Raw genomic sequence first — 14928 nt, forward strand, 5'->3', positions numbered from 1 at the left:
GAAAGATCCTTCGTAAGCCCTTGCAATGAATTGAAAGGAATTCGTTGACACAGACACCGAACTCGGTGTAGCGTCACCGCCGCCGAGTGGGCCAGTAGCGAGAGAGGGTCCAGGGCCTCATTCGGAGACGGTGTCTCGTACTTCGGAGGAGGGAACGGATGCAGCTGTCCTTGGCGGCACGGCCGCCGCATGCTCAATCATCGGCGGAGGGACCCCCGGGTCGCATGAAGCGGTCCATCGTCGCGTTTTTGGGCGCCTTGTTGGCGGCGTTCGCGCTCAGTACCGCGCCCGCGCTCGCGAACGCAGGAAAGGTGCTCGTCTTCACGGGCACCGGCGGCACATTGAACCCGTCCAGCGCCGACGCGGTCACCGCGATCAAGGCGCTCGGCACGGCCAACGACTTCACGGTGGACAACTCCGCCGACAAGGCGGACATCAACGCGACCAACCTCGCCAACTACCGCGCGGTCGTGTTCGTCAACTCCGCGGGTGACGCGCTCGACGCCGCCGGCGAGACCGCGCTGACCGACTACGTCAACAACGGCGGCGGCTGGGTCGGCATGGGCGAGAGCGCCCTGCTCGAGCAGGGCGGCGCCGCGTTCTTCAACACGCTGACCGGTCTGACCGGCACGCGCGTCACGGGCACGGCCACCGCGAGCGCGGCGGACCTCGACTTCCCGGATCGCGTCCACCCTTCCACGCGCTCGCTGCCGCTGGTGGAGAAGGCGCTGACCGAGACCTGGTACACGTGGGCTACGAACCCGACCGGCACCGTGCACACGGTCGCCCGCGTCCGCGGCAACACGCTGCCGGACGGCACCTCGGTCACCAATGACGCGGTCAGCCGCCTCACCGGCAACAACGCGACGGTTCAGCCCCAGCTCGAGCGTCCCGCTTCCTGGTGCCGCGACATCCAGCAGGGTCGCTCCTTCTACACCGAGCTAGGCAGCTCGGCGGCCAGCCTCGCCAACGCCGACGTCCAGAAGCACCTGCTCGGCGCGATCCAATGGGCGGCGGGCATGGTCCGCGGCGGCTGCAAGGCCGGCATCAACTCCAACTACTCGGCCACGCGGATCACGCCGATCCAGACCGGCACCAACAACAACCTCTACGGCGAGATGACCAAGTCGGCGCTCGCCGACGACGGGCGCGTCTTCTACGGCGGCCGCGCCATCTGCTACGCCGGCTACACCCAGATCACCAACTGGGACTCGGCCAACACCGGCCTCGGCTGCGGCACGATCCACGTGTGGGACCCGCGCGTCGCCGGCACCAACAACCAGAACCCCGACAAGATCGCGATGGTCGCGAACCTGTCGGTCTTCGGCGCGCACGGCAGCTCGCCCGAGTACGGCCAGAACTCCACGTCCGAGGCCGGCCTCGTCGGCATGGCGCTCGACCCCGACTTCACCAAGGGCCGCCCGTACATCTACGTCCAGTACTACCCGTACTTCGGCGGCGAGCAGGGCAAGGACACCACCCCGAAGCTCGGCCCGGGCTTCGACCGCCGCACCTACAAGGGCGAGAAGCGCATCAGCCGCTTCACGTACGACGAGGCCACCAAGAAGCTCGTCCCCGGCTCGGAGAAGGTCATCTTCTCCTACATCTCGCAGGTCTACAGCTGCTGCCACAACGGCGCCGGCATGGCGTTCGACTCCAAGGGCAACCTCTACGTCACCAACGGCGACAGCACGCCGAACGGCACCGCGGCCAACGGCACCAACAACCAGTCCAACAACAACAACGGCGGCTACGTCAACCCGGACCCGCACTTCACGCTCCCGTGCCCCGGCGCCGCCGCGACGACGCACTGCGGTGACACGCCCGCCGACCAACGGCCGGCCGACACGGGGCCACTGATCTCCTACGGCGACGCCCGCGGCACTTCGGGCAACACGAACGTCTACGAGGGCAAGATCATCCGGATCCACCCGCTGGCGAATCCGGGTGACACGCCGGGCATCGGCTCGACGTACACGATCCCGGATGCCACCGCGCCGAACGGGGCGAACCTGTTCCCGCCGGACAGCCAGCCCGTCCTCGACGGCAAGGCCAAGCCGGAGATCTTCGCGATGGGCGTGCGCTCCAACTACACGATCCACATCGACAAGAAGACCGACGCGATCACCACCGCGTGGATCGGCCCGGACCAGAGCTCGGAGATCCCGCAGTGGGGCCCGGCGAAGACCGAGAACGCGACGATGATGAACTCCGCGGGCAACTGGGGCTGGCCGTTCTGCCAGGCCGGCAACCGCTGGGACTACCGCGCCAAGCTGCCCACGCTCAACGGTGGCGATCCGGCGCCGTTCGGCACCCCGGGCACGGTCGGCGGCGGCGCCGACGGCCAGACCGGCGGCTTCTTCGACTGCCGCGGCGAGGTGCAGAACCTGTCCCCGTACAACACGGGCCTGACGACGATCCCCGCTCCGAAGCCGGTCAACATCTGGTACGGCCCGCAGGGTGGTTGCTACGGGTACAACAAGAACGCCAACGGCGTCGGCCTGTACTCGGCGAACATCTTCACCGCGGCTCCGGACACGTTCCGGTCCTGCCCGTGGCTCGCGAGCCCCGGTGCCAGCCAGGCGCCGATCGACGGCGGCATCTACCGCAAGCCCACCGGTGACAAGCCGGACGCCTGGCCGTCCTACTGGGACGGCAAGTGGTTCATGATCGACTTCGCCAACGCCCAGGCGCTGCGTCACGCGCTGCTGATGGACCCGGCGACGCAGTTCAAGGGCGGCCAGCCGGTCTCGGTCGACTCCCTGTTCGGCATCGTCACGCCGCAGCTGATCGGCGGCACGCGCCCGGTCTTCATGGACTTCGGCGCTGACGGCGCGCTCTACGTCGGCTCCTATAGCGGCGGCTACTACGCGTTCACCAACTCGAACCTGGGCATCTGGCGCTTCGCCTACACGGGCGGCCCCGACACCCCGGGCCCGGACCCGAAGGCGACGGTCCCGGCCGTCGGCAGCACCGTCGCCTTCAACATCGGCAAGTCCGGTGGCGTCTCCTACACGTGGGACTTCGGCGACGGCACGCCGAAGGTCACGACGCAGGCCGCGACCGTGTCGCACACGTACGACTCGGCCGGTGCCAAGAACGCGACGCTGACGGTCAACTACGCGGACGGCGACACGGCGTCCAAGGCGATCACGACCGACGCGGTCGCGACCCCGCTGTTCACGAACGTCTCCCAGCAGGTCGGCGCGGACGTGCCGCTCGTGCTGTCGCTGACGCTCGGCACGCCGGCCACGTTCGGCGCGTTCACCCCGGCCATCGACAAGGACTACACGGCGTCGACCACGGCCCGCGCGATCGCCACCAGCGGTGACGCGGCCCTCACGGTCGCCGACCCGGCCACGACGAGCACCGGGTTCCTCACCAACGGCGACTACACGCTCGCCTCACCGCTGCAGGTGAAGGCGACCAGCGCGGTCGGCGCCGGTGGCGGGACGTTCGCCAACGTCGGGAGCAGCGCGGCGCCGACGTCGCTGCTGACCTACTCGCGGTCGCTCAACGATGCCGCGATCACGCTGGACTTCAAGCAGCACGTCTCCGTCGGGGACGCCTTGAGGGCCGGCCGGTACAGCAAGACGCTGACGTTCACGCTCTCGACGACGACGCCGTAGAGCTCCCAAGTCCAAGGCCGCGGCGGTCCTGCACGGGACCGCCGCGGCTTCGGCTCGTTTCGCCGCAAGTCCATGTCACAAAAGCTTTCGATGGAGGGAAATGTCGTGTTGGAACTGAGGAGGAGGTTCCCTTGTTGGGACTGAGGAGGAGGCATACGCCATGGCTGGCCGCAGGCCTCGCCGCACTGGCGATGATCGCCCCGAATGCCGCATCGGCCGCGCCCGGCGCGATCAAGGCGGCGGACGAGGTCCCGGGCGGTCCGCTGTTCATGGACGCGTCGGGATCGGACCCGACAGACCACACCGTGAGCGTCAACCCCGGTGAGAAGGTCACGTTCAGCTATCCGACGGGCACCAGCGTCCACAACGTGACGTTCAACTCCGTCGGTCCGCAGCCGACGAATTGCGTCCAGACGGCCGCAGGGCCCGGCATCCCGCTTTCGCCCGCGCCGCCGATCGCCGGCTTCGGCCAGCCCCCCGGCTGGGAGGGCAACTGCACCTTCCCGACCCCCGGCACCTACAACTTCTTCTGCTCGATCCACGGGAACATGACCGGCAGCGTGGTGGTCGTCGACGCGGCCAACACGGCACCGACCGTGACGGCCGGGCGGACACCCACCGGTGACGTGCCGCGCAACAGCACGGTGGCGTTCACGGCCACCGGGACCGACGCGGACGGCGACACGCTGACCTACCTGTGGGACTTCGGCGACGGGAACACGTCCCCGCAGCAGAACGTCAACCACATCTTCGACAGCCCGGGCACCTACACCGTCAAGGTCACCGTCGACGACGGCAAGGGCGGCACGGGCTCGGCGACGCTGAGCGTCACCGTGACCACGCCCAACCGCGCGCCCACGGTCACCGCCGCGCGCACGCCCACGGGCAACGTCCCGAGCGGCACGGCCGTCGCGTTCACCGCGACCGGCGCCGATCTCGACGGCGACGCGCTGACCTACAGCTGGAACTTCGGCGACAGCACGCCGGTCTCCACGACGCAGAACCCCTCGCACACCTACGCGGCGGCGGGCTCCTTCACCGCGACGGTCACCGTGTCCGACGGCAAGGGCGGCACCGGCTCGGCGACGGTCCCCGTCACGGTCACGGCGTCCAACACCGCCCCGACGGTCACCGCCTCGCGCACGCCCGCGGGTGACGGCAACGTCAACACGACGTTCGCCTACACCGCGGTCGGCGCCGACACCGACGGCGACACGCTGACCTACGCGTGGGACTTCGGCGACGGCACCACCGGCACCGGCGCGAGCGTGTCGCACAAGTTCGCGACCTCGGGCGCCTACAACGTCAAGGTCACCGTCGACGACGGCAAGACCGGCACCGCTTCGGCCACGGTCCTGACGACCGTGTTCGGCGCCAGTTGCACGCCCGGCGTCCTGCGCGACGACTTCAACGGCAACGAGCTGGGCTCCGCCTGGAGCGTCGTCCGCCGCGATGCCACACTGGTCGTCAACAACGGCGCGGTCACGATCCCGACCCAGGCCGGCGATCTCTACACCACGTCCAACACGGCCAAGAACGTCGTGCTGCGCACGGCGCCCACCGGGCCGTGGACCGTGACGGCCAAGATCAACCACAAGGGCACGGCCCAGTACCAGCAGGGCGGCATCATCGTCTACGGCGACGATGACAACTACATCAAGCTGGACCGCACGTCGACCAACACGGCCGGCGCGACGACCAAGACGGAGTTCATGGAGTTCGTCCAGGAGGTCGCCGCTACGGCGCGCAACGGCACGGCGGACCACACCGCCGTCCTGCCCGCGGCCTACGATCCGAACTACTACCTGCGGATCATCTACGACGGCACGACGCTGATCGGCCAGTACTCGGCCGACGGCACGACGTGGACGCAGGCGGGCCAGTCCTCGACGGCGCTGCCGGCGAACGCCAAGATCGGCTTCTTCGCGCTCTCCAACGCGGCGACCACCACGGTCAACGCCGTGTTCGACTGGTGGCAGGTCGAGGGCACCAATGTGCCCGCGATCCCGGGCTGCGTCTCGGCCCCGAACGCCAATCCGGTGATCACCTCCGCGACGCGCACGCCGAGCGGGAACGTCGACACCAACACGGCGGTCAACTTCGCCGCCGCCGCGACCGACGCCGACGGTGACACGCTCACCTACACGTGGGACTTCGGCGACACCACGACGTCGACGCAGCAGAACCCGACGAAGACGTACGCGACGCCGGGCACGTACACCGCCAAGGTGACCGTGACCGACGGCAAGGGTGGCACCGTCAATCAGACGATCCCGGTCGTCGTCACGCAGGGCAACCGCGCCCCGACCGTGACCGCGGCCAAGACGCCCACGGGCACGACCGCCCCCGGCGCCGAGGTCTCCTTCACGGCGACTGGCGCCGACCTCGACGGCGACGCGCTCACCTACTCGTGGGACTTCGGTGACAGCACCGCGGCCTCCACCGAGCAGAACCCGAAGCACACCTACGCCAATACCGGGACGTACTCGGCCAAGGTGACGGTGTCCGACGGCAAGACGACCGGCAGCGCCACGGTCAGCGTGGTCGTCGCCGGCGCCAACATCCCCCCGACGGTCACCGCGACGCGCAACCCGACGGGCAACACCCGCGTCGGGGTCCCGGTCATCTTCGCCGCGACGGGTACCGACCCGGACGGCGATCCGCTGACCTACTCCTGGGACTTCGGTGACAGCACCGCGCTCTCCACGGATCAGAACCCGACGCACACGTTCACCACGGCCGCGACCTTCTCGGTCAAGGTCACGGTGTCCGACGGCAAGGGCGGCACCGGCTCGGCGACGCTGAGCGTCGTCGTCCAGGCCAACCGCGCCCCGACGATCTCCGCCGCCACGGCCACGCCGACGGACGGCGTCGCGCCGCTCGCGGTGACGTTCAACGCCACGGCGACGGACCCGGACGGCCACGCGATCACCTACGCGTGGGACCTCGACGGCGACGGGACGTTCGAGACGACGGCCCAGAACCCGACGAAGACGTTCAACGCGGTGACCACCGTGACGCTGAAGGTCGCCGACGCCTTCGGCGGCTCGGCGACCCGTGCGCTCACGGTCAACGCCCTCCCGGCGGTGCTCGACCCGGCTGCCCGCTACCACGTGCTCGTCTTCTCGAAGACGGCCGCGTTCCGCCACACCGCGATCCCGAACGCGGTCGCGGCGATCAAGAAGCTCGGTACCGAGAACAACTTCACCGTCGACTCGATCGAGGACGCCTCGCTGTTCACGGACGCGTTCCTGGCTCGCTACGACCTGGTGGTGTTCAACTCGACCACGGGTGACGTCCTCAATGACGCGCAGCAGGCGGCGTTCGAGCGCTTCATCCGCGCCGGCAACGGCTACACGGGCATCCACTCGGCGACGGACACCGAGTACACGTGGCCGTGGTACGGCCAGCTGACGGGCGCGTACTTCCGCAACCACCCCAATGGCACGCCGGCCGCCACGGTCGTCGTGGAAGATGCCACCAAGGCCTCCACCAAGGACCTGCCGGCGCGCTGGGATCGCGTCGACGAGTGGTACAACTTCCAGGGCATCGTCAACCCGGTCGTCAACGGCGGCGGCGACGATGTCAGCCCGCGTGGCAACACGCCGATCCACGTCCTGCTGAAGATGGACGAGTCGACCTACGTCGAGTCCGACGGCACGGACGGTGTCGACGACGACCACCCGATCGCCTGGTGCAAGCGCTTCGACGGCGGCCGGATGTTCTACACCGCGCTCGGGCACACCGAGGCGACCTACACCGAGCCGCTGTTCCTCAAGCACCTGCTCGGTGGCATGGAGACCGCGGCCGGCATGGTCGTCGACGCCGACTGTGGCGTCGACCCGAACGCGGCGCCCGTGCTGACGGCCTCGGCCGCTCCGACCGGGACCATCGGCGCCGGTGACACGGTCGCGTTCAACGCGACCGCGACCGACGCCGACAACGACACGCTCACCTACGCGTGGGACTTCGGCGACACCGCGACGTCCACGCAGCAGAACCCGATGCACACCTACAACACGCCGGGCACGTTCACGGCGAAGGTGACGGTGTCAGACGGCAAGGGCGGAACCGCGACCAAGACGTTCACGATCACGGTCGAGCTCCGCAAGGTCACGGCCACGACGCCGATCGGCGGCGACGTCGCGACCCAGCTGTCGCTCAACCTGGGCTCGGGCCCGGCGTCGCTGGGGACGATCGTCCCCGGCATCGCGGCGGACTACACCGCCTCGGTGAGCGCCTCGATCACCAGCACCGCGGGTGACGCGGCGCTGACGGTCAGCGATCCGGACACCGTCAACACCGGCAAGCTGGTCACCGGGACGTACGTGCTCGGCCAGCCGCTCCAGGTCCGCGCGACCAACGCGGCCAACCCGAACACGGCGTTCGGGGCGGTGACGGGGTCGGCCGCGCCATTGACGCTGCTGAGCTGGTCACGCGCGGTCAGCGTCGACCCGGTCACGGTCGCGTTCAAGCAGTCGGTCGGTGCCAACGAAGCGCTGCGCGCCGGCACCTACGGCAAGACCCTGACGTTCACGCTGTCGACCACGACGCCGTGACGTAGGACGTGTGAGGCCGCGGCGGGTGCGCGCCGCGGCTCTCTACACGGGTTCGCGTGGAAGACCCTCGCCGGTGGCGAGGGTCTTCTGCGTCCAGGCCACGTCGTGCCAGGCGCCGCCCTTGTAGCCGATGTCGCGGTAGGTGCCGACCGGCTCGAAGCCCAGCGCCGCGTGCAGGCCCTCGCTCCCCGGGTTCGGGAGCGTCATCCCCGCGATCGCGGTGCGGTACCCGCGCTCGGTGAGGTGGGGGAGGAGCACGCCGTAGAGCGCTCGCCCCGCGCCGGTCCGGTGGCGTCCGCGCTCGAGGTAGACGCTGACCTCGCACGCCCAGCGGTACGCGGCGCGCGGGTGGAACTGGCCCGCGTAGGCGTAGCCGACGACCTCGCCGCTGTCTGCTTCGAGCACGAACCAGGCGATCGCATGCTCGATGCGCGCGGCCATCTCGCTCGTGCTCGGCGGTTCGGTCTCGAAGCTGATCGGCGTGTCGGTGACGTAGGGCGCGTAGATCGCGGCGCACGCTGCTGCGTCGTCCGCGGTTGCCATCCGGATCAACATGTCACTATCGTAGACAACGTGTCCACGATGATGACGGACGAGGCGCTGGCGGCAGCGGTGCTGGCGGCCCGCGAGGCGCTGGGGTGGTCGACCAGCGCGCTGGCGGAGCGCTCCGGGGTGTCGCGGGCCATGATCGCCAAGATCGAGCGCGCGGAGGCGCAGCCGACGGCGGCGCTGCTCGGCCGCCTGTCAGGCGCGCTGGGGCTCACGCTCTCGGAGCTGATCGCGCGCGCCGAGCACGCGGACGGGCGCATCGCCCGCGCGGCCGACCAGCCCGTCTGGACCGATCCCGACAGCGGCTACACGCGGCGCGCGTTGTCTCCGGCGAGCGGCGGGCCGCTCGAGCTCGTTGAGATCGTCCTTCCGGCCGGCGCGCGGGTCGCCTACCCGGCCGACACCTACGCGTTCATCCACCAGCAGCTGTGGGTGCTCGCGGGCGTGCTGTGCTTCATGGAGGGAGACGTCGAGCACGAGCTGGCCGCGGGCGACTGCCTGATGGTCGGCCCGCCGGCCGACTGCGTGTTCAGCAACGTCCAGCGCGTGCCGTGCCGGTACCTCGTCGCGCTGTCGCGCCGCTAAGGACTCAGTCGCCCGGGTGGCCGCCGTAGATGCGGATCTTGTACTCGGTGGCTTCAAGGGCCAACGTGAGCTCGCGCAGCTGTCGCTGGATGCGCGAGCGTTGAGCGAGCATCATCGCGCGACGCTCCGGCTCCGTCGCCGGGCCCTGCTCGACCAGCACGACGTAGCGCTTGAGGTCGCGGATCGTCATGCCGGAGGCGCGCATGCGCGTGATGAACACGAGGCGGCGCAGGGTGGCCGCGTCGTAGACGCGGTGCCCCGAGCCGTTGCGCGGCGGGCGGACGAGGCCAACGTCCTCGTAGTAGCGCAGGGTGTAACTGCTCAGCCTGGTGAGCGCAGCCGCCTCCGCGATGGTCTTCGGCAGCGCGTCGGCCTCGATCCTGCCGTCGTCGAGCAGTTCGTGCAGCGCGTCGATCACCGACGCGCCCGCCGCGTCGTCGGTGGCGTCGAGCAGGCGGGCGATGAGGTCCTCGGTGGCCATCGTGGATCAGGTCTGGGCAAATGCTCGCACGGCCGGCGCGGCATCGGGGAAGTCAGCGGACTCGCTCACCTGCCGCCACCGGCGGACCTCGTCGAGGTGGCGCTCGTAGGAGGCGGTGAGGTTGCGCACGGCCTCGCCCCCGAGCGGCAGGCGCAGCGGGGCCTCGGGAGCGTCGATGACGTGGCGGATGGCGGCGGCGGCGCGGACCGGGTCGCCCTCCTGGACGCCGTCGGCACCCGCCATGTCGGCGCGGATGGCGCCGATCACGCCGTCGTACTCGGGGCGCTCGGCCGACGTGAGCAGCGCGTCGGCGGCGTTGAAGCCGGTGCGGAAGCGGCTCGGCTCGACGATGAGTACGCGGATGCCGAAGGGCGCGAGCTCACCGCTGAGCGCCTCTGACCACCCCTCGAGCGCGAACTTGCCCGCGGAGTAGCTGCCCACGGCCGGGAACGACAGGCGGCCACCCTGGCTGCTCATTTGCACGATCGCGCCGGAGTGGGCCTCGCGCATGTGCGGCAGCACGGCACGCACGAGCGAGGCGGGGCCGAGCAGGTGCTGGGCCAGCATGTCACGCAGCTCGGCGTCGGTGACCTCCTCGGCGGCGCCGACGCGGCCGACGCCGGCATTGTTGACCAGCACGTCGACCGTGCCGAACCGCTTGAGGGTGGCGTCGACGATGGCCGGGGCGGCCTCGGTGTCGCGGACGTCGTGCTCGATCGGCAACAGCAGGTCGCCGAAGCGCTCGCGCAGGTGGTCAAAGCGCGCGACGCGACGCGCGGTGCCGACGACCTGCTCGCCGGCCTGCAGTGCGGCCTCGGCCAAGGCAAGCCCGAGGCCCGAGGTCGCGCCGGTGATGATCCATGTCCTGGTCTTCATGGCGCGGACGCTAGACCTTCGAGCGCGCTCGAAGTCAAGGACGACAGCAGGCGCAGGTCGGCGTCGTGCCGGGCGCCAGAGACGTGTACTAGTCGTCCTCGGCCGCGGGGTCGTACGTGAACGGGTCGTACGGGAGGTCCGGGTGCTCGCCGACGTTGGCGAGGTCATAGGTGCGGATGACGCCGGCGTCCTCGTCGAACGCGGCGGCATAGCGTTGCGTGAACGCCGGGTTGGCGCCCGCCTCGCGCAGCGCCGCCATCTGCGCGGAGACCAGTCGCAGCGCGGCCATCGTGCGCATCCGCGCGCCGAAGAGGTCCTGACCGACGTGCACCGCGTTGTCGCGCATCGCCTCGGCCATCGTCGGCGTCAGGCCCTCCACGAAGGCGAGGTCCTCCTTGGCCCAGCGCGCGAGCTCGAACGTCGTGCGGTCGACGATCGCGATCCGGCTGTAGAAGCCGTAGAACAGCTTGTGGAGCGCGTCGAGCCGGTCGGCCTCGGGGACGGACTCGGTGTACTGCTTGAGGCTCTCGGCCAGCGTCTGCGGCTCTTGCGATGTCGGCATCGCCCGCGACGATGGCGATGCCGCGGCCCGCGGTCAAGAAGCTCCAGGATCCCGGCAATCAATCGGGGTGCGGTTTCCCGTACTCCGTGCGAGCGGTGCCCGTAGGCCACAGACGCCAGCCTGCACCCCGAGCGAGGCGGCCCTGGAGTGGCAGAGTTCCACCTGTCGGACGGAACCCCCCAGAGACCACACGACAGACATGACCGTTCAAGCCACCCAAACGCAGCGGAACCCCTCCTCGCTTCCCCACGCGTTTCTCCTCCCCGTTGTCCGCGAGCTGCCGTCTCTCCCCACCCCTGCCCTGACCAAGCAGTGGTGACGGCACTCGCCTGAGGGCGAACCGGCTTGAACATCGAAGGCCCCGCTCCTCCTCGGCGGGGCCTTCGGCGTTTAAAGGGCTTGGGCGAGCGCGTTGGCCGCGGCGGGTGCCTGTGCCTCGGGCAGGTTCGCGTAGCCGACGATCAGCCGTCCGTCGATCGCGTCGAGCGCCACGCCCTGGTCGTGCGCACGGCGCGCGACGTCGTGCGCGTTCGTCCCGGCGGGGAGGTGGAGCACCGCGTGCAGGCCGGCCGCGGCACCGGAGATCGCGAGCTCCGGCAGGCGCTCGGCGAGGGCGTCCAGGAGTGCCTCGCGGCGGCGCTGGTAGAGGCGGCGCTGGCGCCGGAGGTGCCGGTCGAAGTCGCCGCGGATGAGCAGGTCGGCGAGCGCGAGTTGGTCGAGGACCGGGGGCGGGGCGGGAGCGTCGACCTCCATGCCGGGCGGGAGCACGAGCCACCCGAGCCGTAGGCCGGGCGCGAGCGTCTTCGACGTCGACCCGCCGTACAGGACGACGTCGGGCGCCAGCCCCTGGAGGGAGCCGACGGGCTGGCGGTCGTAGCGGAACTCGGCGTCGTAGTCGTCCTCGATCACGAGCGCGCGGTGGTCGCGCGCCCACTCGATCAGCGCGGCGCGACGCTCCGGCTCGAGGACCGCGCCCGTCGGGTACTGGTGGGCGGGGGTGACGAAGATGGCGCCGACGTCGGGCAGCGCGTCCGTGCGCAGGCCATGCTCGTCGACTGTGACGGGCACCGGATGCAGCCCGGCGCGGGTGAGCGTCGCCGTGAGGCGGGGCCAGCACGGGTCCTCGGTCGCGACCCGCCGCACACCGCGCGCGGCGAGCAGCCGCCACACGAACGGCAGGCTCGGCCCGAACCCGCCGGTGACGAGCACCTGGCCGGCCGACGCCAGCACCCCGCGCCGCCGGGCGAGCGAGGCCGCGAGCGCCGCCCGCAGCTCCGGTTCCCCGCGCGGGTCGGGATACCCGAACCGCGCGTCCGGCGTCGTCCGCAGCGCGCGGTGCAGCGCACGCCCCCACGCGGGCCGGAACGCGCCGTCCAGCGCGGGCAACGCGGGCCGCAGGTCGAACTTCGGCACGCGCGCCGGCGGCGTCGCGAAGGGTCGCGCCAGGCCGGGGGCTTCGCCGCGCCCCGCCACGCCGACCGCATGGCCGCGCCCCGCCGCGCCGAGGGCTTCGCCGCGCCCCGCCGCGCCTAGGGCTGCGCCGCGCCCCGGCGCGTCGAGCGTCGACTTTCTCGTGCTCTGCGCGAGAAAGTCTTCTCTCGCGCCGCCTTCGGCGACGAAGGTGCCGCCGCCGCGGCGGGTGTGCAGGTAGCCCTCGGCGGCGAGCTGCGCGTAGCCCTCGACGACCACGCCGCGTGACACGCCGAGCTCCGTCGCCAGCACGCGCGTCGGCGGCAGCCGTGTGCCCGGCGGCAGGCGCCGGACCGCGTCGCGGAGCGCATGCTCGAAGCGCAGGCGCAGCGAGCCGTCCCCGCGCAGGTCGAGATGGAGGTCCACTTGGCCCGCGATTATGGCGGACGTTTGGACCTGGAACGGGGACCAATACCGGCGTAGCGTCCAGGTCGTGACCGCTCCCTCGACACGCACGCGCGTCCGCCGGGTCCCCAACCGCGCGGACTACTCGCGCTCCACGATCGACGCCATCCTCGACGAGGCGCTGATCGCGCATCTCGGCTTCGCCATCGACGGCCAGCCGTACGTGATCCCGACGCTCCATGCCCGCGCCGGCGACGTCGTCTACGTCCACGGCTCGTCGGCCAGCCGCGCGATCCGCGGCCTCACGGGCGGGCTCAGCGCCTGCCTGACGGTGACGCTCCTCGACGGGCTCGTCCTCGCCCGCTCGGCGTTTCATCACTCGATGAACTACCGGTCGGTCGTCGTGCTGGGCGAGGCGCGGCCCGTGGAAGGACCGGGCGAACGGCTCCGCGCGCTCGAAGCGTTCACCGAGCGCCTGGTGCCGGGCCGCTGGGACGAGGTACGCCCGCCCACGCCGCAGGAGCTCAAGGGGACGCGCGTGCTCGCGTTCGATCTCGGCGAGGCGTCCGCGAAGGTGCGCACCGGTCCGCCGGTCGACGACGACGAGGACTACGAGCGCGACGTCTGGGCGGGCGTGATCCCGCTCGCCCTCACCGCGGGCCCGCCGGCGCCGGACCCCAAGCTCACGCCGGGCATCGAGCCATCGGCGGCGGTGCGAAGCTGGGGACGGTGAACGCCTGGCTCCTCGGCAGCGGCGGGTGGGTCCCGACCGTCACGCGGGAGACGACGTGCGTGCTCATCCGTGACGGCGAGCACGCGCTCATCCTCGACGCCGGGACCGGCCTGCAGCACGCGGCGGCCCATCTAGACGGCGTGACGCGCATCGACCTCGCGCTCACGCACTTCCATCTCGACCACGTCTTCGGCCTGTCCTACCTGCCGAGCCTCCCGGTCGTCCCGCAGATCTGGGCGCCCGGCGCCTGGCTCTACGACCGGCCGAGCGAGGAGCTGCTCGGACCGTTCTCGCCCTTCGTCGGGACGGTCGGGGAGCTGCGACCGCACCAGCGGATCGGTGGCTTCGACCTCAGCGCCCGCGCCCAGCCGCTCCACTGGCACCCGACCGCGGGCCTGCGCGTCGGCGACCGCCTCGCGCTGATCACCGACACGGCCTACGACCCCGGCTCCGCCCCGTTCGCCCGCGGCGTCGACCACCTGCTCCATGAGGCCTGGTCGCTCGACGGAGACCCGAGCCCGGCCGAGGCCGCGCGGGTCGCCCGCGACGCGCACGCCCGCCGCCTCACGCTCGTCCACCTGCACCCGCACGCCGACGAAGCGGCGCTGCTGGCCGCGGCGCCCGGCGCCACGCTCGGCCGCGACGGCGCGGAGCTCTAACGCTCAGCAGCCGGCGGCGGTGGCCTTGAGCAGGAGCTCGTAGAGCGTCTCGCGCTGCTTGTGCGTCAGCGCGGCGAAGACGACGTCCTCCGCCGCGGCCAGCGTGAACTCCGCCGCCGCCAGCCGCTCGCGCCCGTCCTGCGTGAGCACGACGGTGTGCCGGCGCCGGTCCTCGGGTGAGCGCCGGCGCTCGATCAGCCCGTCGGTCTCGAGCTCGTTGAGCAACCCGACGAGGTTGGTGCGGTCCAGCTGCAGCGTCGTGGCCAGATCGGCCTGGCTGCTCTCGCCGAGATCCCGCAGCACCGTCAGCACCAGCAGGTGACGCGGGCGCAGGTTCGCGGCGTTCAGCGCCGATTCGCCCGCCACACGGAGCCGGCGCGTGAGCAGGTCGAGCAGCGCACCTGACCGGTGCAGTGGCTGCTCGATGATCGGGAGCTCGGTGATGAGAGGAATTCTAGGAGCGGGCACAGACGGTCTGTG

At 71.0% G+C, this 14928-nt stretch carries 11 protein-coding genes; 5 read left to right on the top strand and 6 right to left on the bottom strand.

Annotated elements, in window-relative coordinates:
* Window positions 1-224: 224 nt before the first annotated feature.
* The gene (locus OM076_RS11610) at window positions 225-3629 is read left to right on the top strand and encodes a ThuA domain-containing protein (RefSeq protein ID WP_270040049.1); all 3405 of its coding nucleotides are present in this window, start codon (window positions 225-227) and stop codon (window positions 3627-3629) included.
* Window positions 3630-3820: 191 nt separating this feature from the next.
* On the top strand, window positions 3821-8188 hold the full coding sequence (locus OM076_RS11615; protein ID WP_270040050.1) for a PKD domain-containing protein: 4368 nt from the start codon (window positions 3821-3823) through the stop codon (window positions 8186-8188).
* A gap of 42 nt (window positions 8189-8230) precedes the next feature.
* Here OM076_RS11615 and OM076_RS11620 read toward each other — a convergent pair whose 3' ends face one another.
* Entirely contained in the window at window positions 8231-8743 is a 513-nt protein-coding gene (locus tag OM076_RS11620) for a GNAT family N-acetyltransferase (protein WP_270040051.1), read from the bottom strand.
* A gap of 30 nt (window positions 8744-8773) precedes the next feature.
* On the opposite strand from OM076_RS11620, the gene OM076_RS11625 reads away from it, so the two are divergent.
* Complete coding sequence (locus tag OM076_RS11625) at window positions 8774-9322, top strand: helix-turn-helix domain-containing protein (RefSeq protein ID WP_372518029.1); 549 nt, start codon at window positions 8774-8776, stop codon at window positions 9320-9322.
* A 4-nt stretch (window positions 9323-9326) separates the two neighbouring features.
* Here OM076_RS11625 and OM076_RS11630 read toward each other — a convergent pair whose 3' ends face one another.
* The 4 genes from OM076_RS11630 to pdxR all read right to left on the bottom strand — a co-directional run bounded on the left by OM076_RS11630 (window position 9327) and on the right by pdxR (window position 13077).
* Entirely contained in the window at window positions 9327-9803 is a 477-nt protein-coding gene (locus OM076_RS11630) for a MerR family transcriptional regulator (protein WP_270040052.1), read from the bottom strand.
* 6 nt (window positions 9804-9809) lie between these two features.
* On the bottom strand, window positions 9810-10679 hold the full coding sequence (locus tag OM076_RS11635) for an SDR family NAD(P)-dependent oxidoreductase (protein ID WP_270040053.1): 870 nt from the start codon (window positions 10677-10679) through the stop codon (window positions 9810-9812).
* Between the two features lie 88 nt (window positions 10680-10767).
* Complete coding sequence (locus OM076_RS11640) at window positions 10768-11241, bottom strand: hypothetical protein (RefSeq protein WP_270040054.1); 474 nt, start codon at window positions 11239-11241, stop codon at window positions 10768-10770.
* Window positions 11242-11631: 390 nt separating this feature from the next.
* Window positions 11632-13077: a MocR-like pyridoxine biosynthesis transcription factor PdxR gene (gene pdxR, locus OM076_RS11645; protein ID WP_270040055.1), complete on the bottom strand. Its 1446-nt coding sequence runs from the start codon at window positions 13075-13077 to the stop codon at window positions 11632-11634.
* Window positions 13078-13144: 67 nt separating this feature from the next.
* Between pdxR and OM076_RS11650 the strand changes: the two genes are divergently transcribed.
* A complete protein-coding gene (locus OM076_RS11650; RefSeq protein WP_270040056.1) occupies window positions 13145-13789 on the top strand; it encodes a pyridoxamine 5'-phosphate oxidase family protein in 645 nt (214 codons plus the stop codon).
* Complete coding sequence (locus tag OM076_RS11655) at window positions 13786-14448, top strand: MBL fold metallo-hydrolase (protein WP_270040057.1); 663 nt, start codon at window positions 13786-13788, stop codon at window positions 14446-14448. Before OM076_RS11650 ends, OM076_RS11655 begins: the two co-directional genes overlap by 4 nt.
* Window positions 14449-14451: 3 nt before the next feature.
* On the opposite strand, the gene OM076_RS11660 is transcribed toward OM076_RS11655, so the two are convergent.
* Window positions 14452-14892, bottom strand: a complete 441-nt coding sequence (locus OM076_RS11660) for a MarR family winged helix-turn-helix transcriptional regulator (RefSeq protein ID WP_372518030.1) — start codon at window positions 14890-14892, stop codon at window positions 14452-14454.
* Window positions 14893-14928: the final 36 nt, after the last annotated feature.

It is taken from the genome of Solirubrobacter ginsenosidimutans, assembly GCF_027587205.1.

Bases quoted from the DNA above. Each gene is read 5' to 3' on its own strand.
- OM076_RS11620 (WP_270040051.1), bottom strand. From the start codon at position 8,743: ATGTTGATCCGGATGGCAACCGCGGACGACGCAGCAGCGTGCGCCGCG.
- OM076_RS11630 (WP_270040052.1), bottom strand. From the start codon at position 9,803: ATGGCCACCGAGGACCTCATCGCCCGCCTGCTCGACGCCACCGACGAC.
- OM076_RS11615 (WP_270040050.1), top strand. From the start codon at position 3,821: ATGATCGCCCCGAATGCCGCATCGGCCGCGCCCGGCGCGATCAAGGCG.
- OM076_RS11625 (WP_372518029.1), top strand. From the start codon at position 8,774: ATGACGGACGAGGCGCTGGCGGCAGCGGTGCTGGCGGCCCGCGAGGCG.
- OM076_RS11610 (WP_270040049.1), top strand. From the start codon at position 225: ATGAAGCGGTCCATCGTCGCGTTTTTGGGCGCCTTGTTGGCGGCGTTC.
- OM076_RS11635 (WP_270040053.1), bottom strand. From the start codon at position 10,679: ATGAAGACCAGGACATGGATCATCACCGGCGCGACCTCGGGCCTCGGG.
- OM076_RS11640 (WP_270040054.1), bottom strand. From the start codon at position 11,241: ATGCCGACATCGCAAGAGCCGCAGACGCTGGCCGAGAGCCTCAAGCAG.